The organism is Flavobacterium sp., from assembly GCF_965284515.1.
GTDB lineage: Bacteria > Bacteroidota > Bacteroidia > Flavobacteriales > Flavobacteriaceae > Flavobacterium.
The window spans coordinates 71,203-89,973 of sequence record NZ_OZ260089.1 but is presented as its reverse complement, the minus strand read 5'-3'; the positions used below and the strand labels follow the sequence as shown (position 1 = coordinate 89,973).

Annotated in this window: 20 protein-coding genes; 11 read left to right on the top strand and 9 right to left on the bottom strand. The window is 30.8% G+C overall.

The window, feature by feature from the left end; genetic code table 11:
* Positions 1-124: 124 nt before the first annotated feature.
* The 3 genes from ACQ65T_RS00360 (at position 125) to ACQ65T_RS00350 (ending at position 3,738) form a co-directional block, all read left to right on the top strand.
* Positions 125-2,389 (top strand): aconitate hydratase, encoded by a 2,265-nt coding sequence (locus tag ACQ65T_RS00360; protein WP_430399137.1) that lies wholly within the window; start codon positions 125-127, stop codon positions 2,387-2,389.
* A gap of 93 nt (positions 2,390-2,482) precedes the next feature.
* Positions 2,483-3,148 (top strand): Crp/Fnr family transcriptional regulator, encoded by a 666-nt coding sequence (locus ACQ65T_RS00355; RefSeq protein ID WP_430399136.1) that lies wholly within the window; start codon positions 2,483-2,485, stop codon positions 3,146-3,148.
* Positions 3,149-3,198: 50 nt separating this feature from the next.
* Positions 3,199-3,738, top strand: a complete 540-nt coding sequence (locus ACQ65T_RS00350) for a peroxiredoxin family protein (protein ID WP_430399135.1) — start codon at positions 3,199-3,201, stop codon at positions 3,736-3,738.
* Between the two features lie 50 nt (positions 3,739-3,788).
* Here the strand turns inward: ACQ65T_RS00350 and ACQ65T_RS00345 are convergent, their stop codons facing one another.
* Entirely contained in the window at positions 3,789-5,237 is a 1,449-nt protein-coding gene (locus tag ACQ65T_RS00345) for a glyceraldehyde-3-phosphate dehydrogenase (RefSeq protein ID WP_430399134.1), read from the bottom strand.
* Positions 5,238-5,367: 130 nt separating this feature from the next.
* Positions 5,368-6,750 (bottom strand): S1C family serine protease, encoded by a 1,383-nt coding sequence (locus ACQ65T_RS00340; protein ID WP_430399133.1) that lies wholly within the window; start codon positions 6,748-6,750, stop codon positions 5,368-5,370.
* Between the two features lie 127 nt (positions 6,751-6,877).
* On the opposite strand from ACQ65T_RS00340, the gene dapF reads away from it, so the two are divergent.
* From dapF to ACQ65T_RS00315, 5 genes are all read left to right on the top strand, one after another.
* On the top strand, positions 6,878-7,663 hold the full coding sequence (dapF, locus tag ACQ65T_RS00335) for a diaminopimelate epimerase (protein ID WP_430399132.1): 786 nt from the start codon (positions 6,878-6,880) through the stop codon (positions 7,661-7,663).
* Positions 7,663-8,187 carry a GNAT family N-acetyltransferase gene (locus ACQ65T_RS00330; protein ID WP_430399131.1) on the top strand — a complete coding sequence of 175 codons (525 nt, stop codon included), beginning with the start codon at positions 7,663-7,665 and terminating at the stop codon, positions 8,185-8,187. Before dapF ends, ACQ65T_RS00330 begins: the two co-directional genes overlap by 1 nt.
* Before the next feature lie 11 nt (positions 8,188-8,198).
* Positions 8,199-9,239: an endolytic transglycosylase MltG gene (gene mltG / locus ACQ65T_RS00325; RefSeq protein WP_430399130.1), complete on the top strand. Its 1,041-nt coding sequence runs from the start codon at positions 8,199-8,201 to the stop codon at positions 9,237-9,239.
* An 88-nt stretch (positions 9,240-9,327) separates the two neighbouring features.
* Positions 9,328-10,218 carry a DUF2279 domain-containing protein gene (locus ACQ65T_RS00320; RefSeq protein ID WP_430399129.1) on the top strand — a complete coding sequence of 297 codons (891 nt, stop codon included), beginning with the start codon at positions 9,328-9,330 and terminating at the stop codon, positions 10,216-10,218.
* A gap of 97 nt (positions 10,219-10,315) precedes the next feature.
* Entirely contained in the window at positions 10,316-10,969 is a 654-nt protein-coding gene (locus ACQ65T_RS00315) for a peptidoglycan-binding protein LysM (RefSeq protein WP_430399128.1), read from the top strand.
* Between the two features lie 7 nt (positions 10,970-10,976).
* Here ACQ65T_RS00315 and ACQ65T_RS00310 read toward each other — a convergent pair whose 3' ends face one another.
* Genes ACQ65T_RS00310 through dnaA form a run of 3 tightly spaced genes read right to left on the bottom strand, consistent with a single transcriptional unit; the run spans position 10,977 to position 13,576 of the window.
* On the bottom strand, positions 10,977-11,699 hold the full coding sequence (locus tag ACQ65T_RS00310) for an SAM-dependent methyltransferase (RefSeq protein ID WP_430399127.1): 723 nt from the start codon (positions 11,697-11,699) through the stop codon (positions 10,977-10,979).
* Positions 11,696-12,148 (bottom strand): low molecular weight protein-tyrosine-phosphatase, encoded by a 453-nt coding sequence (locus ACQ65T_RS00305; RefSeq protein ID WP_430399126.1) that lies wholly within the window; start codon positions 12,146-12,148, stop codon positions 11,696-11,698. Before ACQ65T_RS00305 ends, ACQ65T_RS00310 begins: the two co-directional genes overlap by 4 nt.
* The gene (gene dnaA, locus ACQ65T_RS00300) at positions 12,149-13,576 is read right to left on the bottom strand and encodes a chromosomal replication initiator protein DnaA (protein ID WP_430399125.1); all 1,428 of its coding nucleotides are present in this window, start codon (positions 13,574-13,576) and stop codon (positions 12,149-12,151) included. It abuts the gene before it with no gap.
* A gap of 202 nt (positions 13,577-13,778) precedes the next feature.
* Between dnaA and ACQ65T_RS00295 the strand changes: the two genes are divergently transcribed.
* On the top strand, positions 13,779-14,180 hold the full coding sequence (locus ACQ65T_RS00295) for an acyl-CoA thioesterase (protein WP_430399124.1): 402 nt from the start codon (positions 13,779-13,781) through the stop codon (positions 14,178-14,180).
* Here the strand turns inward: ACQ65T_RS00295 and ACQ65T_RS00290 are convergent, their stop codons facing one another.
* From ACQ65T_RS00290 to ribD, 4 genes are read right to left on the bottom strand one after another with little or no spacing between them, the layout of a single operon-like run.
* Entirely contained in the window at positions 14,181-14,798 is a 618-nt protein-coding gene (locus ACQ65T_RS00290) for an IMPACT family protein (protein WP_430399123.1), read from the bottom strand.
* A gap of 1 nt (position 14,799) precedes the next feature.
* The gene (locus ACQ65T_RS00285) at positions 14,800-15,657 is read right to left on the bottom strand and encodes an EamA family transporter (RefSeq protein WP_430399122.1); all 858 of its coding nucleotides are present in this window, start codon (positions 15,655-15,657) and stop codon (positions 14,800-14,802) included.
* Complete coding sequence (locus ACQ65T_RS00280) at positions 15,650-16,261, bottom strand: HAD-IA family hydrolase (protein ID WP_430399121.1); 612 nt, start codon at positions 16,259-16,261, stop codon at positions 15,650-15,652. The genes ACQ65T_RS00285 and ACQ65T_RS00280 overlap by 8 nt, the downstream gene beginning before the upstream one ends.
* Positions 16,254-17,297: a bifunctional diaminohydroxyphosphoribosylaminopyrimidine deaminase/5-amino-6-(5-phosphoribosylamino)uracil reductase RibD gene (gene ribD / locus ACQ65T_RS00275; protein WP_430399120.1), complete on the bottom strand. Its 1,044-nt coding sequence runs from the start codon at positions 17,295-17,297 to the stop codon at positions 16,254-16,256. Before ribD ends, ACQ65T_RS00280 begins: the two co-directional genes overlap by 8 nt.
* Positions 17,298-17,378: 81 nt before the next feature.
* On the opposite strand from ribD, the gene ACQ65T_RS00270 reads away from it, so the two are divergent.
* Positions 17,379-17,855, top strand: a complete 477-nt coding sequence (locus ACQ65T_RS00270; RefSeq protein ID WP_430399119.1) for a GNAT family N-acetyltransferase — start codon at positions 17,379-17,381, stop codon at positions 17,853-17,855.
* Positions 17,856-18,746: a peptide chain release factor N(5)-glutamine methyltransferase gene (gene prmC / locus ACQ65T_RS00265; protein ID WP_430399118.1), complete on the top strand. Its 891-nt coding sequence runs from the start codon at positions 17,856-17,858 to the stop codon at positions 18,744-18,746.
* Positions 18,747-18,771 lie beyond the last annotated feature (25 nt).

Here is an 18,771-nt window from a genome sequence, read left to right as displayed (position 1 = left end):
TTAAGTTAACTATTATATATTTATAAAAAAGCCTGAGTTATTAACTCAGGCTTTTTTTATGACATCTATTTTTTTTGTACCTTGTGATACCAGAAAATATTACAAACAAATAAAATAAATTGATATGGCTTTTGATATTGAAATGATTGAAAAAGTGTATGCTAATATGGCTGAGAGAGTTGACAAAGCTCGTAAGCTAGTTGGCCGTCCACTTACATTATCTGAAAAGATTTTATACTCTCATCTTTGGGAAGGAACTCCTTCTCAATCTTTCAAAAGAGGTGTGGATTATGTAGATTTTGCTCCAGATAGAGTTGCTTGTCAAGATGCAACGGCTCAAATGGCATTATTGCAATTTATGCATGCAAATAAAAAAACAGTAGCAGTGCCAACAACGGTTCACTGTGATCATTTAATTTTAGCAAAAAACGGTGCCAAATCTGATTTAGCTTTAGCAAATAGTCAATCAAAAGAAGTTTTTGACTTTCTGTCTTCAGTTTCAGATAAATATGGAATTGGTTTTTGGAAACCAGGTTCTGGAATCATTCATCAAATCGTTTTAGAAAATTATGCTTTCCCAGGCGGATTGATGATTGGAACCGATTCTCATACTGTTAACGCAGGTGGATTAGGTATGCTAGCAATTGGTGTTGGTGGCGCAGATGCGGTAGATGTTATGTCAGGAATGTCTTGGGAATTAAAATTCCCAAAATTAATCGGAGTTAAATTAACAGGAAAATTGTCTGGTTGGACAGCGCCAAAAGACGTTATTCTTAAAGTTGCTGATATTCTTACGGTAAAAGGTGGTACTGGTGCAATTGTGGAATATTTTGGAGAAGGCGCTACTTCAATGTCGTGTACAGGTAAAGGTACCATTTGTAATATGGGGGCTGAAATTGGAGCAACAACTTCAACGTTTGGTTACGATGATTCCATGAGAAGATATTTAACTGCTACGGGTCGTCAAGATGTTGTAAATGCTGCTGATAAAGTAGCGGATTATTTAACAGCTGATAATGAAGTTTATGCTAGTCCAGAAACTTATTTTGACCAAGTTATTGAAATTAATTTATCGGAATTAGAACCACATATCAACGGACCTTTTACGCCCGATAGAGGAACACCAGTTTCTAAAATGAAAGAGGAAGCTGCTGCTAATGGATGGCCAGTAAAAGTAGAATGGGGATTAATTGGTTCGTGTACAAACTCTTCTTACGAAGATATGTCAAGAGCTGCTTCTATTGTAAGACAAGCTGTAGAACATGGAATTACTCCAAAAGCTGAATTTGGAATTAACCCAGGTTCTGAACAAATCAGATTCACAATCGAAAGAGACGGAATTATTGCTGACTTCGAAAAAATGGGTACAAAAGTATTCACAAATGCTTGCGGACCATGTATAGGTCAATGGGATAGAGAAGGCGCAGATAAACAAGAAAAAAATACTATCGTTCACTCTTTTAATAGAAACTTCTCTAAAAGAGCTGATGGTAACCCAAATACGCATGCGTTTGTAACTTCTCCAGAAATGGTTGCTGCTTTAGCAATTGCAGGAAGATTAGATTTTAATCCTTTAACAGATCCTTTAATTAATGATAAAGGAGAAGAAGTAATGTTGAAAACGCCATATGGTGATGAGTTACCAAAAAGAGGTTTTGATGTTGAGGATGCAGGTTTTCAAGCTCCAGCTGAAGATGGAAGCAGTGTACAAGTTGTTGTTTCTCCAACTTCAGACAGATTGCAATTATTAGCGCCATTTAAACCTTGGGATGGAAAAAATATTTCGGGTGCTAAATTGTTAATAAAGGCATTTGGAAAATGTACTACCGACCATATTTCTATGGCTGGTCCATGGTTACGTTTCCGTGGGCATTTAGATAATATTTCAAATAACATGTTGATAGGTGCAGTTAATGCATTTGGTCAAGCTACTAATAAAGTTAAAAATCAATTAACAAATAGTTTCGATACAGTTCCTGCTACTGCAAGAGCGTATAAGGCAGCTGGTGTTCCTTCAATTGTTGTAGGAGATCATAATTATGGTGAAGGTTCTTCTCGCGAGCATGCAGCTATGGAACCAAGATTTTTAGGAGTTAAAGCTGTTTTAGTAAAATCGTTTGCGCGTATTCACGAAACAAACCTTAAAAAACAAGGTATGTTAGGTTTAACGTTTGCTAATGAAGCAGATTATGATAAAATCCAAGAAGATGATACGATCAATTTCTTAGATTTAACTGAATTTGCTCCAGGAAAACCATTAAGTATAGAATTCGTTCATGCAGATGGTTCAAAAGATATAATTATGGCGAATCATACTTATAACGAAGGACAAATAGAATGGTTCAAAGCAGGTTCTGCGTTAAACTTAATTGCTGCAGGGAAAGCATAATTTAGTTAAGATTTTTATAAAAAACGCTCAATATTAGTTGAGCGTTTTTTTTATATACAAGTTTCATTAACTTTGAGTATATAAATACTAATTATGAATTCACTTTGGTTTTTTGAAGATGTAAATTTGTTTAATATTCTTTGTCCTCATAAATTTAAAGGCTATGAAGGTGGTCATGTTTTTAATGAGTATAAAAAAAACGATTATATCTATTTTGAAGAAGATGCTGCGGATAAGGTTTTTTTAGTGAATTCTGGAAAGGTAAAGATTGGTTATGTTACAGAAGAAGGCGAGGAAATAATCACTTCAATTTTATCTAAAGGAGAAATTTTTGGAGAGAAAGCTATACTTGGAGAAGAAAGCAGAAATGAGTTCGCACAGGCAGTTGAAAAAGAAACGTCTGTTTGTCCTATTACAACTCCAGAAATGATTGACTTACTAAGAGAAAATAAAGAATTTAGTCTTAAAATTTATAAATTCATTGGTTTTCGTTTTAAAAAATTAGAGAGAAGGCTTCAGCTACTTTTGTTTAAGGATACTAAAACACGATTGAAGGAATATTTAAAAGAATTGGCAGAAGATTTTGGATATACCAATCAAATTTCAGGAGACGTGATTATTCGACATCCTTATACTCAAAAGGAAATTGCTACTTTGATTGGTACTTCACGTCCAACGCTTAATATTTTACTCAATGAGTTACAAAGTGAAAAATATTTGTCTTTTGAAAGAAAAGAAATAATTTTAAAGAAGCAATGATAAAATGTGTGTTTAATATTATAGATTTTTGTAATTTTAAAAAAAAATAAATGAAAAACAAGATTCTAATATTGTTGGGTTTGTGCTCTTTATTAATAATTACTTTTTTATACTTTAGTAAAACAAGTAAATTAAGTTTATTGAATGAACCTCAATTAATTTCTTTTGAAGAACAACAAGTTTTAAAAGATTATAATTGGAAATTAATTGGACTTACTGGTAAAAGCTTTAATCTTCTAGTTAAAACAAATAATGTTATTGTAGTGAAATATTTTTCAATTTCTGATGAACTATGTAATGCAGAAATGGAGACATTTAATACTATTTATGAAGAATTTAAAACCAAAATAGATTTTATTGTTGTTACAAATGAAGATCAATTGAAAGTTAAGCAATACCTTGAAAAAGAAGGGTATTTATTTCCTGTGTTTTATAGTTTAAGCGAACCTCCATTTAAAATTGAACCTCAAAACAATATTTATAAATCAATTGTGGTTTCAAGGAAAGGAAGAATTATTGTTGATAATAGCGAAGCTGTTAATTGGGATTGTGATGAGATACGAGAAATATTAGACGGATTAACAAAATAAAAAAAGCGCTTCAATTGAAGCGCTTTTTTTAATTATGAATTTCTACCTTGTTAATAATAAGTATATCTTCTTACTTTAGAAATGTATTTTGCTAAACGAATAACTTGATGGCTGTAGCCATATTCGTTATCGTACCATATATACATTACAATATTGTTACCGTCAGCAGAAACTATTGTAGCATTACTGTCAAAAATTGAAGGCGCAGAAGTTCCAACAATATCTGATGATACTAATTCATTATTTAATGAATATTTAATTTGTTCAACTAAATCTCCTTCAAGAGCATATTTTCTCATGATGTCGTTTAGCTCTTCAACAGTTGTTTTCTTAGTTACTTCTAAATTTAATACTACTAATGAACCATTTGGAACAGGAACACGAATTGCATTAGAAGTTAATTTACCTGCTAAGCTAGGTAATGCTTTTGCAACAGCACTTCCAGCACCAGTTTCGGTAATTACCATATTTAATCCTGCAGCTCTACCACGACGGTATTTTTTATGCATGTTGTCAACTAAATTTTGGTCATTTGTATAAGCATGAATAGTTTCTAGATGTCCTTTAACAACTCCTAGAGTGTCTTCAACTGCTTTTAAAACAGGTGTAATTGCATTTGTTGTACATGAAGCAGCAGAATAAATTGAAACTTCATCAGGGTTGTATTCTGTATGGTTAACTCCATATACAATATTTGGAACCCCTTTTCCTGGAGCGGTTAATAAAACTTTGTCTACTCCCTTAGATGTTAAGTGGCGTTGTAAAGCTTCTTCTGTTGTGAAAGCTCCAGTATTGTCAATTACTAATGCGTCTTCAATCCCATAAGTAGTATAGTCAATTTCTTCTGGAGAATTTGCAGTAATGATATGAACAGTTGTACCGTTTATAATTAAAGCATTGTTTTCTGGATCAGCAATTACTGAACCTTGAAAATCTCCATGAACTGAATCGTAACGTAATAATGAAGCTCTTTTTTCTAATAAAACTGCGTCATTTTTATCTCTGGTTACAATTGCTCTTAAACGCATTTGTTGTCCTTTACCCATTTTACTCATCATTTCACGAGCTAATAAACGACCTATTCTTCCAAATCCATATAGAACAACATCTTTTGGTTTAATGTCAGTATAATTTTTAGCGTTTTTCAATTTGTCAATTACAAATGCGGTAGCATCATTATACTTGTCGTCTTCTAAATGATACTCATAAGTTAATTTACCTATGTCTAGTCTTGAAGGAGGTAAATCTAAAGCATTTATCGCCTGAGCAATTTCAACTGAGTCAAAAATATTGATTGGCTTCTGAACAAATTCACCTGCATATTCATGCAAATTAATAATATCACTTACATTTCTGTCAATTAGTTGATTTCTAAATAAAATTAATTCAATTGATTTATCGTACCATAAATCATTAATAATTTTAATAAACTCAACGCATGCCTTACGCCTATCAGCTTGAAAAGCAAGTTCTTTTTCGTATAAATTGTTGTTACTCATGAAGTGTTTATAATGTGTTGTTTATAATTGTGCAAAAATATAGATTTCTAATCTTATGGGGAAATATTTTTGCATATTATATAAAAAAAACCACGTATTTAACGTGGTTTAAAATAGTAATCACTTATGGCTACATTATAATTCGAACCAATTGTTTATTTTTAGTAATAATTTTATACTGTGCTTTTGAACCTTTTTTGCGATTTAAATAACTTGAGACTTTATCTATACTTTCTGCCTTCATTCCGTCTATACTCATAATAATGCTTCCTTCAAGTTCGTCTGCATAATCTATGTAATTTTCATTTGTTATAGATTTAATTTTTAAGCCATAATCAATCTTGAATTCTTTTTTATCTCTCGAATCAATATCTTCTAATTCTATTCCATTATATTCAAATGCCAATAATTCTTTTTTGGTTAATATAACAGGAATAATTTTTTGTTTTCCGTCTCTAAGTATACTTACGTTAACAACTTCATCTGGTCTTTTGGTATTTATGAAAGCCGTTAAATCTGAGAATCCACTTACTTTTTTATTATCAAGTGCTGTAATAATATCCCCTTTTTTAATTCCTGCTTTTTCTGCACCTGAGTTTTTGGTCACTTTGTTAATATAAAAACCTTGTGTTTGATCAATTCCAATTTCTTTAGCTACGTTACTATTTAATTCTCCACCTTCTACACCTAACGCACCTCTTTGTACATTTCCAAATTGCATTAAATCTTCAATAATTTTACGAGTAATGTTAGAAGGGACTGCAAATGAATATCCTGCGTAGCTTCCTGTTGGAGAAGAAATCATTGTGTTAATGCCGACTAATTCGCCTCTTGTGTTTACTAAAGCACCTCCACTATTCCCTGGGTTTACGGCAGCATCAGTTTGTATAAAAGATTGTAAACCTTCATTACTTAAGTCTCTAGCTTTGGCAGAAACAATTCCTGCTGTGACAGTTGAATTTAAGTTATACGGATTTCCTACAGCTAAAACCCATTCGCCCACTTTAATTTCATCTGAATCTCCAAAAACAATATATGGTAATTTTTCGTCAGCTTCAATTTTTAAAAGCGCAATATCCATTTTGGTATCAGTACCTATAAGTTTAGCTTTATATGATTTATTATTATTGAGCGTTATTTCTAGTTCAGTTGCATTTTGTATTACATGGTTGTTGGTTACAATAAATCCGTCTTCTGATATAATAACTCCAGATCCTGTACCTATTTGTGTTTGTTGTTGGTTACCTCTATAGCCATAAAAATATTCCATAATTGGATTTCTCGGAACATTAGATACTGTTACGTTTTTTACATGTACTACATTGTGCAATGTGCTTTCTGCAGCAGAAGTAAAATCAATAGTTTCAGCTGCCAGATTTACATTTTTCGCATAATTTGGGGCTAATGTTATAGCCGATGAGGTGCTTTGGTTCTCAAATAGAATTTTATAAGAACCCAATGTTATTGCACCACTCAATAAAGAAACAAATAATAGTCCTGTATATTTTTTCATAGTTCAATAATTTAATTTTGTAAGGTAAATTTAAATACATTTTTTTTTGTTAAAAAGATTTTAACGCTCGATTAACAATGTTTAACATCTTATTAATATTTGTATTTTTGTAAAAGAAATTAACAATATGCAACTTAAATTTTACAAATATCAAGGTACCGGAAACGATTTCGTAATGATTGATAACCGTACTTCTGTATTTCCTAAAAACAATACCAAACTAGTTAAAGAGCTCTGTGATAGGAGGTTTGGTATTGGTGCTGATGGTCTTATTTTACTTGAAAATCATGATAAATATGATTTTACTATGGTGTATTATAATTCGGATGGAAATGAAAGCAGCATGTGCGGAAATGGCGGAAGATGTTTGGTTGCTTTTGCAAAACAAATGGGTGTAATTTCTAATATAGCCGAATTTGAAGCGGTAGACGGTTATCATTTTGCAACCATCAACGATAATAATATAGTTTCTCTTCAAATGAAGGATGTCGACGTTGTTGATGTTAAAGAGAATTATATTTTTTTAAATACAGGTTCTCCTCATCATGTTGCAATCGTTGAAGATTTATCACATTTTAATATTAAGGAAGAAGGAGCGAAAATTCGTTATTCCAATTTGTATGGTAAGTCAGGAAGCAATGTAAATTTTGTTGCTCAATTAAACGATGATACTTTCGCAGTAAGAACCTACGAAAGAGGAGTGGAAGATGAAACTTTGTCATGTGGAACAGGAGTAACAGCTGTTGCAATAGCTATGTTTGTAACTAAAAAAACTACTTCAAATCATGTTAAATTAAATGTTGAAGGAGGCAAGTTAGCAGTATATTTTGATGAACATAATGGTGTTTTTACAAATGTTAATCTAATCGGCCCTGCAACATATGTTTTTGAAGGAACTATAATTTGCGATTAATGACTTTAAAAGGACAAAATATATATTTACGAGCGCTGGAGCCAGAAGATTTAGATTTTATATACGAAATTGAAAATAACGAGGCCATTTGGCATGTAAGTAATACCCAAACACCTTATAGTAAGTTTTTAATTCGTCAATATCTTGAAAATGCTCATCAAGATATATATGAAGCCAAACAATTACGATTGGCAATTTGTTTGAATAATTCAAATGATGCTGTTGGATTAATTGATTTATTTGAGTTTGACCCCATGCATCAACGAGCAGGAATTGGTATTGTAATTATGAATGATTCCAATAGAAATGCCGGAATTGGAACCGAAGCTTTATCGTTATTAATAAATTATGCATTTAATCAATTACAATTACATCAATTATTTGCAAATATTGGTTCTAAAAATGAAATTAGTATCGCTCTTTTTTCTAAATTTGGATTCGAAAAAATTGGAATAAAAAAAGATTGGAATAAAATCAACGGAAGTTTTGAAGATGAAATTTTATATCAACTTATTAATCATTAAAAAAGACTCACTTGAAAATTAAAAAAATACTTACAATTGTAGCTGTTGCAGGATTATTTATTGCAGGAGGAGTTACGGCATATGTTTATAACAAGGCTTTTACACCAAATACAACCTTTAACCAAAAGGAAGTTTTTGTTTACATTCCTACTAATGCAACGTATGAAATGGTGCAACAAGAATTAGCTCCTTTTGTAAAAGATATGAGTAAGTTTGACTTTGTAGCGAGTAAAAGAAGTTATGATGTTAATATAAAGTCAGGTAAATTTTTGTTGACTCAAAACATGACTAGTTTTGATATGATTCGTGCTATGCGAAGAAATGTTCCTGTTAAAGTAGCGTTTAATAACCAAGAAAGTTTGGGTAAATTAGCGGAACGAATGGCTTCTCAATTAGAACCAGACAGTGTAGCGCTTTATGTTTCTTTTACAAATGAACCTTTTTTAAAGGAAAACGGATTTACAGAAGAGAATATTTTGGCTATGTTTATTCCTAATACGTATGAATTTTATTGGGATGTAAATTCAAATAAACTTGCCGATAAAATGGCAAAAGAATATAAGAAATTCTGGAATCACGAACGACTAGAAAAGGCTGCTGCTAAAAACTTAACACCTATTGAAGTTTCTGTTTTAGCTTCAATTGTACATAAAGAAACGGCAAAAACAGACGAAAGACCAACAGTGGCAGGAGTTTATTTAAACAGACTTAAAACAGGAATGCCTTTACAGGCAGATCCAACTATTATTTTTGCTATTAAAAAAGAATCGGGAGATTTTGATCAAATTATTAAACGTGTTTATCATAACGATTTAAAAATAAAGTCACCTTATAATACTTACGTTAATCCTGGTTTGCCTCCAGGACCAATTGCAATGCCCGATATTTCTGCAATAGATGCAGTTTTAAATGCAGAAAATCACGATTATATTTACTTCTGCGCAAGTCCAGATAAACCCGGGTATCATGCTTTTGCATCTAATTATGCAGAACATCAAGTAAATGCTCGTAAATATGCAGCTTGGGTAAATAAATTAGGTATTAACCGTTAATCATTTGAAGCGAAACGTTCTTTTATATCAGTTGTCCCTTTTCCTGTTTTCCGCTATACAAGGTAGCGCTGCAACCAGGGCTAGATTGATGCTGTTTGGCTTATTTATAAGTTTTTCGTCCTATTCACAATCAAAAACAAACACCTTTTTAACACCTTCAGATACGTTAAATACATCTAGAAAAACATCTGTTTATATTGGAGAAGCTTCGGTTTTGGGCTTAACTTTAATTGGGTTAAACCAGCTTTGGTATAAAGATTATCCGCAAACTAACTTCCATTTTATCAATGATAATAAGGAATGGAATCAAATGGATAAGGCTGGACATTTTTTTTCTACTTATCACGTAGGTAGATTTGGTAGTGAAATGTTACAATGGAGTGGGGCTTCAAAAAAAGAACAATTACTTTACGGCTCTACATTGGGTTTTGGTTTTTTAACCGTTGTAGAAGTTTTTGATGGTTTTTCTCAAGAATGGGGTGCTTCATGGGGAGATGTTGTTGCAAATGGTTCAGGTACACTTTTATATGTTTCTCAGGAGTTGCTTTGGGAAGAGCAAAGAATTACTCCTAAGTTCTCCTTTCATCAAACCAGCAAAGCTAAATATCGTCCAGAAACTTTAGGTGTATCTTTTCAAGAACAAATTTTAAAAGATTATAACGGACAAACGTATTGGTTGTCTTTTAACTTATATTCTTTTACGAAATCAAGTTTTATTCCAAAATGGTTAAATTTAGCTGTTGGATATGGTGCTGAAAATATGTTATACGGAACAGATTCTGAAGCGCAATTAAATGGTTATAATCAAAACTCATATCGTCAATTTTACTTAAGTTTTGATGTTGACTTGACGAAAATTGAAACAAAATCACATTTTTTAAGGTCACTTTTTTCTGTTTTTAACACAATAAAGATTCCTGCTCCAACGCTCCAATACAATGATTTTAACGGACTTAGAGGGCATATTATCTACTTTTAGTAAACTTTAACATACTGTAAATCAATATTATAATTTTTTTTATATCTTTGCCCTTGGAAATTTCAGATGTGTGACAGACGCTGAGAAATAAAAATTTATGGTAAGAAAAAGCTCGTATTTTTTAGGATTAATTGTCTTAGTAGTTTTAGTGTCTTCAGGTTTTAGTTCTTTCAAGATTGAAAGAGTTCCTGGGTTTCATATTAATGAAAATGAAGAGATCATCTACAATGTGCCCAATGAGGACGAATTAGACAATGTTGATGAAAAAGTTAGTAGTGTAGAAATTCCTTATGTTGGAAAAACTTTTGTAGGTTTTAGACAAGCTATAGCTTACAAAGAATCAAGAGGGATTTTAAATATGGTTAATCCATATGGTTATATGGGAAAATACCAATTTGGTAGAAGTACTTTAAGAACAGTAGGAGTTTATGATTTTCAAGAATTCTTAAGAAATGCTTCTTGGCAAGATAAAGCTTTTAAAGCTTTAATTGCTAGAAATAAGTGGGAGTTAAGAAAAGAAATTAAAAAGTATAAAGGCCGTGTAATCAACGGAATAAAAATCACTGAATCAGGTTTAATTGCTGCAGCCCATTTAGGTGGAGCAGGTTCTGTGAAAAAATATCTTAGAAGTAACGGAAGAAACGGTTTTAAAGACGGTTTTGGAACTTCATTAAAAAGCTATATGAAAAAATTTGGCGGATATGATGTTAGTCATATTGACGCAGATAGAAACGCAACTGTAAAACTATAGTTTGAAGTTACATTTTATGAATAATAAAAATACAAGGTCGGTTATGTAAATCGACCTTTTGTTTTTTCCATTCATTAATGGTTTTTGTTTTTATAAATTCAGTTGGTAAAGTAATATCGCAAGCAATACATAATTGGGTGTTTCCATGTAAATTTGCTAATAAGTCTTCAATTAGTTTATTGTTTCTGTAAGGTGTTTCTATAAATAATTGTGATTGATTTTTTTCTTGAGAAAGTCTTTCAAAATCTTTCAAAGCTTTTTTCTTTTCTCCTTTTTCAATTGGTAAATATCCGTTAAAAGCAAAACTTTGTCCGTTCATTCCACTTGCCATCATTGCAAGTAAAATTGAACTTGGTCCAACCAATGGTACTACCTGAATTCCTTTTTCATGAGCAATTTTAACAATTGCTGCTCCAGGGTCTGCAACACCAGGGCATCCGGCTTCACTCATTAAGCCAATATTGTAACCGTCAAAAATGGGTTTTATAAATTCATTAAATTCACTTTCTTCAGTTCGTTTATTTAATAAAGATATTTTTAAAGTAGGTTGTTTTTTTTCTGGATTTACACTCTTGATGAATTTTCTTGCTGTTTTTTCATTTTCAACAATATAATGATCAATAAAGTCGATACTTCTTTTAATGGTTTGAGGTAATACATCGTCAGGAATCATTTCTCCTAAAGTTGTGGGGATTAAGTATAATTTACCGTGTAAAGAAATAGGTTTCATATCATCATTTTTTTAGCAATAACATCACAACATTCATCAAGCATATTGTATACTTTTTCAAAGCCGTCATTTAATCCGTAATAAGGGTCTGGGACATCTTTGTTTTCGTTTGGATGAATTTCATTTAAAATTAAATGCACTTTTTTTTTAGCGTTTTCGTTTGGTGCTAATTGAAGTATATCTTTTAAATTAGAATTGTCCATTGCATAAATTAAATCAAATTCTGAAAAATCTTTAGTAGTAAATTTTCTAGCTCTTTGACTGGTAATGTCTAATCCTTTTTTTTTGGCAATTTCAATAGATCGTTTGTCTGGAAGTTCTCCGGCATGCCATCCACCAGTTCCGGCTGAGTCAACAATAAATTTATCAGATAATTTAGAGCGTAGAATTCCTTCTGCCAATGGCGATCGGCAAATATTTCCTAGGCAAACCATTAAAATTTTTGTCATTTATAAAGTTAACTTTTTGTTGATATCGTCAACAAACTTTCTAAATTGTTTATCAGTAGAAACTAAATTGTCTACGGTTTTACAAGCGTGTAAAACAGTGGCGTGATCTCTATCTCCAATTTGAGAACCAATATTAGCTAAAGATGATTTTGTAAACTTCTTAGCAAAAAACATAGCTAATTGCCTTGCTTGAACAACGTGTCTTTTTCTTGTTTTAGATTGTAAAATTTCTAAATCTAATTGGAAATAATCTGAAACTACTTTTTGAATGTAGTCAATCGATATTTCACGTTTAACATTCTTAACAAATTTTTCAACAACTTGTTTCGCTAATTCAATTGTTACTTCTTTTTTATTGAAAGAAGATTGGGCAATTAATGAAATAATAGCTCCTTCAAGTTCTCTAACATTGCTTTTTATATTTTTTGCAACATATTCAATAATATCTTCAGGAATTTCTACTCCATCTCTGTAAAGAATATTCTTTAAAATTGAGATGCGAGTTTCAAAATCTGGCTGATGAAGTTCAGCTGAAAGTCCCCATTTGAAACGCGACAACAAACGTTGTTCAATGTCTTGCATGTCAACTGGCGCCTTGTCAGATGTTAAAATTACTTGCTTTCCGTTTTGGTGTAAGTAATTAAATATGTGGAAAAATACGTCTTGTGTACCTGTTTTTCCTGATAAAAATTGAACATCATCAATAATTAAAACATCAATTAATTGATAAAAATGAATGAAATCATTTCTAGTATTCTTTTTTACAGAATCTATATATTGTTGAGTAAATATTTCAGCAGAAATATATAATACTGTTTTTTCTGGATGTTTGTCCTTGATTTCAACCCCAATTGCGTGTGCTAAATGTGTTTTACCTAATCCAACACCTCCAAAAATTAAAAGCGGATTAAAAGACGTCCCACCAGGCTTATTTGCTACTGCATATCCTGCGCTTCTTGCTAATCTATTTGAGTCGCCTTCTAAAAAGTTATCAAAACTATAATTTGCATTTAGCTGAGATTCGATTTTAAGGTTTCTTATTCCAGGAATTACAAAAGGATTTTTTAATTCAGGATTTTTATTTGCAATAGGTACATCTACCTCTTGAGTTTTTACAGCTTGTCTATTTGTACTTGGAATTTGTTCAGTAAATGGAAGTTTATTTCCATAAGTGTTTTCCATCTTGATTTTATACAATAACTTTGCATTTGAACCAAGTTCTTTTGTAAGAGCAACTTTTAATAATTTTACGTAGTGTTCTTCTAACCATTCATAGAAAAATTTACTAGGTACTTGAATATATAATGCGTTGTCTGTTAGTTCAACCGATTGAATAGGTTCAAACCATGTTTTATAGGCTTGTTCCTGGATATTGTCTTTTATAAAAGACAGACAGTTGTTCCATACAGATTGTGCAGTTTTGCTCATATATTCTGTTCTTTTTAACAGTTGTTTATTAAGGTTAATACTAGTTATCTTACAAAGAATTAAGACAATTCAATGTTTTTATTTGGGAGAACAAATATGTGAACAATTTTTTTTAAAAAAAAATATAATGCCTATTGATTTTTAAAAAATAAAATTGTAAACATGAATTATAATTTAAAATAGTAAATGAATATAAGTTTTTATGAAAGAATTTCAATTTAACGTTAGAGTTAGATACGCAGAAACAGATCAAATGGGAGTTGTGTATCATGGTAATTATGCCCAGTATTTTGAGATGGGCAGGGTTGAATGGTTAAGGAATATGGGGGTTTCTTATAAATGGATGGAAGATAATGGAGTAATGTTACCTGTAGTTTCTTTGTCGATGGATTATAAAAAACCTGCTCGATATGATGACATGTTAACCGTTAAAACAATTTTTAAAAGTCAAACATCTGTTAAGATAGAATTTGACTATGAAATCTATAATGAAAAAGAGGAGTTATTAACAATTGGTTATTCAATGTTGGTGTTTGTAAATATGAAAACGGGACGACCAATTTTACCTCCAGATTATGTTTTAGATCGTTTAAAAAATATATAGTTATTCTTTTTCAGAAATATCGATTTCATAAATGGACTGAAATGCTTCATAAACATTTTGAGCGTTATTTTTGCGAATGGCAATTTCAATTTCACAAGACATTTCCATTTTTTGTTTTATGATATCGATGTTTTTTTCTTTAATTACGCGCATTACTTTATTCATGTTGATGTAATCAAATTTTATGATATAATGTATGTTAATTGTTTTTTCTATAATTTGAGCAGTTTCTAAAGCCATTTGAGCTGCCGTTTTATAAGCTGAGATAAGCCCGCCAACTCCGAGTTTAACCCCTCCAAAATAGCGTACAACTACAATCAGAATATTCGTAACATCAAATGATTGAATTTGACCATAAATAGGCATTCCTGCACTGTTATTTGGTTCGCCATCGTCATTTGCTCTGTAGTTTAATTCTTCTGTTCCTATTTGATAAGCGTAGCACCAGTGTCTTGCTGAATGATGTTCTTTTTTTAATTCTTCAATATATGTTTTCACTTGCTCTTCATTAGTAACCGGAAAAGCATATCCAAAGAACTTGCTGTTTTTCTCTTTAAATAAACTGGGTTCAGTAGAAAATAGTATGGTTTTATAGGTGTCTTGTTTTAAATTGCTCATTTTATTGGGTAACTAAGAAAACTGCAACTATTGCAAGTAAAATTCCAATGAAATTTTGCTTTCTAATTTTCTCATTAAAAATGATTAAACTAAAAATAGTTGTGAGCAAAATTACACCTATATTTATTAATGTGAAAATAGTTGCGCTTTCTAAATTTTTATTTTGTAATGCTTTTATTAAATAATACATTGAAAAATAGTTGGGTACGCCTAAAACTATTCCTGCAAGTAAATTTTTGCCTTTTATCTTATTTCCAACTTTTATACTGTTTATCAAAAAAAATAATATTCCAAATGTAAAAGCAAAGATGAAAGTACATGAAGCAAAAATGCTTGTTTCGTCTTCTTTTATATAATAATGTTGTATGTAATTCATGCTTGTGTCTATTATACCAGCACCCAAAAATAAAAGTAAGGGTAATATATAATTAGATGTTTGGAGTTCGCCTTTTTCTTTTTTTGATGTAAAATAAACGGCCAATAATGCAATTATTATTCCTGTTAATTTATTAATTCCTAAATTTTCATTAAAAACAATTATTCCAAATAGAATAGGAATTATCATGGCCATTTTACTAGATACTGATGCAACAGAAATTCCGTTTACCTGTGTTGTTTTTCCTAAAATATTAAAAACACAAATAAACATAAATCCTAAAAAAACAGAACCAAGTAACCAAGGAGCAGAAAGTATTTTTGATAGTTCAAAATTTATAGGGCTTATAAAATATCCAACAAAAAAAGCAATAACATAATTAAATATAATTGCTTGTAAAGTATTGATGTTGAATTTAACGAATGATTTAAATATTAAATATAAAAAACTCGAAAAAACAATAGCGAGTAATAAATTAAGCATAAGCCTCTTTTAGTTTCTCAAGTAATTGGGTTACATCTTCATTCTTGGGATTAAGATGCCAGGTTTGTAATCCAATATTTTTAGCACTTTCGATATTTGTGTCTGTATCGTCAATAAAAAGCGTTTTTTTTGGTGAAAGGTTATGGTTGTTTATGATTAATTGAAAAGCTTTAATGTCGGGTTTTCTGAATCCAAATTCAAATGAAAAATACACTTTTTCAAAACAACTGTAAAAATCTCTTGCAAATGAAACACCAAATTTGTGTTCAAATCTATCAATATGTGTTTTGTCTGCATTGCTTAGTAAAAGCACTCTATATTGATTGGAAATTAACTGTAAAAATTCTAATCTTTTTAAAGGAAAATCGCCAACTTGAATATTCCATGCATTTCTTATTGTAAGTATATCTACGGTAGGAATATGTTTTTGAATAACAGACATAAACTCAAGTTCATCTATCTTTCCTAACTCATAGAGTTGGTTGGAAAGTTCTAAGTCTTCCGTCCATTCTTTAATGCCTAGTTTAATGAAAGCTTTTTCAGTAGCTTTTTGGTCTATGTCTATAAAAATATTCCCAAAATCAAAAATAATAGTATCAATCATAATTTCTAAATATTTTAAGTTGATCGTTCTTTATTTGAAAATCAGTAAAGTTTTTACAATTGAGTTTTGGGGCTTCAATTCCATTTTTAAATTTTATTGTATTCGAAAAAACTCTTGCTTCATCCCATAAACCTTCGTCTATAAAACCTTGAATTGTTTTCTTTCCTCCTTCTATTATTACAGACTGAATATTTAAAAAATGTAAATAATTAAGAATATTTTCAGTAAAAATGGAATCAAATATAATATTTTTATACAAAATATCATCATTTTTTGTTAAAATTTCTCTATTATTAATAATTATTGTTTTTGTTTTTTTGTTTTTTATTTGAAAAGTTTCGTCAATTTTATTGTTTTTATCAATAACAATTCTAATGGGATTATATCCAAAATAATCTCGCGCATCTAAACTTGGATTGTCTTCTAAAACTGTATTTGTTCCTACTAAAATTCCTTGTTCTTCTGTACGCCATTTATGAACTAATTGTCTAGAGTACTGGTTGGTTATCCAAACTGGTTTTTTTTCGTCTTTTTCTAACGGAGCAATAAATCCATCTTCGGTTTCTGCCCATTTTAAAATGATGTACGGTCGTTTTTTTTCATGAAACGTAAAAAATCGCTTGTTTAGTTCTTTGCATTCTTTTTCTAAAATTCCTAAAGTAATTTTAGCTCCAGACTCCATTAGTTTCTTAATTCCGTTTCCGGCTACTTTAGCAAATGAATCAATTGCACCAATAACTACATTTGGGATTTTATGATAACTAATTAAGTCTGCACAAGGAGGAGTTTTTCCAAAATGACTACAAGGTTCTAGACTAACATATATTGTAGATTTAGAAAGTAATGCTTTGTCTTTTACAGAGTTTATTGCATTCACTTCGGCATGAGCTTCTCCTGCTTTTTGATGCCAACCTTCTCCAATTATTTTACCGTTGTAAACAATAACACTTCCCACTAAAGGATTTGGATAAGTTGTTCCTAATCCGTTTTTTGCCAATTGAATGCAACGAGCCATGTATTTTTCATGCGTAGTCATTTTACAAAAGTAGTATTTTTATGATAGCTTTAATATATCATGTTTTCAATTTGTTTACTTTTACACTTCAATTTACGAAATATGTTGATTAGAGAAATCCAGCAAAATGATAATAAACAAATTGCAAAAGTAATTCGTGAAATTTTTCATGAATTAGACGCGCCAAAAGTAGGTACAGCCTATGCCGATCCTATTTTGGATACTTTATTTGAAGTTTATCAAGAAAAAAGGACTAAATACTATGTGGTTGAAAAAGAAGGAAAAGTAGTTGGAGGTTGTGGAATTGCTCCTTTGGAAAATGAAGTAGAAACAATTTGTGAATTGCAAAAAATGTACTTTTCTCCTGAAATTAGAGGAACTGGCTTTGCTGAAAAAATAATTCAAAACTGTTTAGAATTTGCAAAAGAAGCAGGTTTTGAAATGTGCTATTTAGAAACCTTGTCTTTTATGACTGCTGCACAAAAGTTGTATAAGAGAATTGGTTTTGAGAATATTGATGGACCATTGGGAAACACAGGGCATAATAGTTGCCAGGTTTGGATGACTAAAAAATTATAGATGATAATAAAAGAATTAAAAACATATTTTTTTAATGAATTAATCGAAATTCATGGTATAGATGAAGTAGAAAGTTTCTATTTTATTTTAACCGAATATTTACATGGATTAAAACGAATTGATTTGGCTTTGAATCCAAATTTTGAAATTTCGGAAGAAGAGGTTCGAAAATGGGAAGCTATAATTTCAGAATTAAAAACCGAAAAACCCATTCAATATATTATTGGTGAAACGTGGTTTTATGATTCAAAATTCTATGTTAATGAACATACATTAATTCCTCGTCCGGAAACAGAAGAATTAGTCGATTGGATTGTTAGCAAATTTCCTAAAACCCAAAACCCAAAAGCTATTACCGTTTTGGATATTGGAACAGGAACAGGTTGTATTCCTATTTCAATTAAAAAAAATATTCCACAAGCGGAAGTTTTTGCCATTGAAATTTCAGAAGAAGCTTTAAAAGTAGCAAAGCGAAACGCTGTTGAAAATAAAGTAGAAGTACATTTCATTCTTCAGAACATTTTAGAAGTTGAAAATTTAAGTTTGTCACTTCGAGCGGAGTCGAGAAGTCTTAATTCAGGTAAGTTTGACGTAATCGTTTCCAATCCGCCATACGTTCGTAATCTCGAAAAGCAAGAAATCAAAAAGAATGTATTGGAATATGAACCGCACTTGGCATTATTTGTAGAAGATAATGATGCGTTGCTTTTTTATCGAAAAATTGTACAATTGGCAAAAGAAAGCCTAACTGAAAGCGGACAATTATTTTTTGAAATCAACCAGTATTTAGGTGAAGAAACGGTTGAGTTATTGGAGCAATTAGGTTTTAAAAACATTGAATTGAAAAAAGATATTTACGGAAACGACAGAATGATAAGATGTAATTTATAGTTAATTATGAATTATGAATTATGAA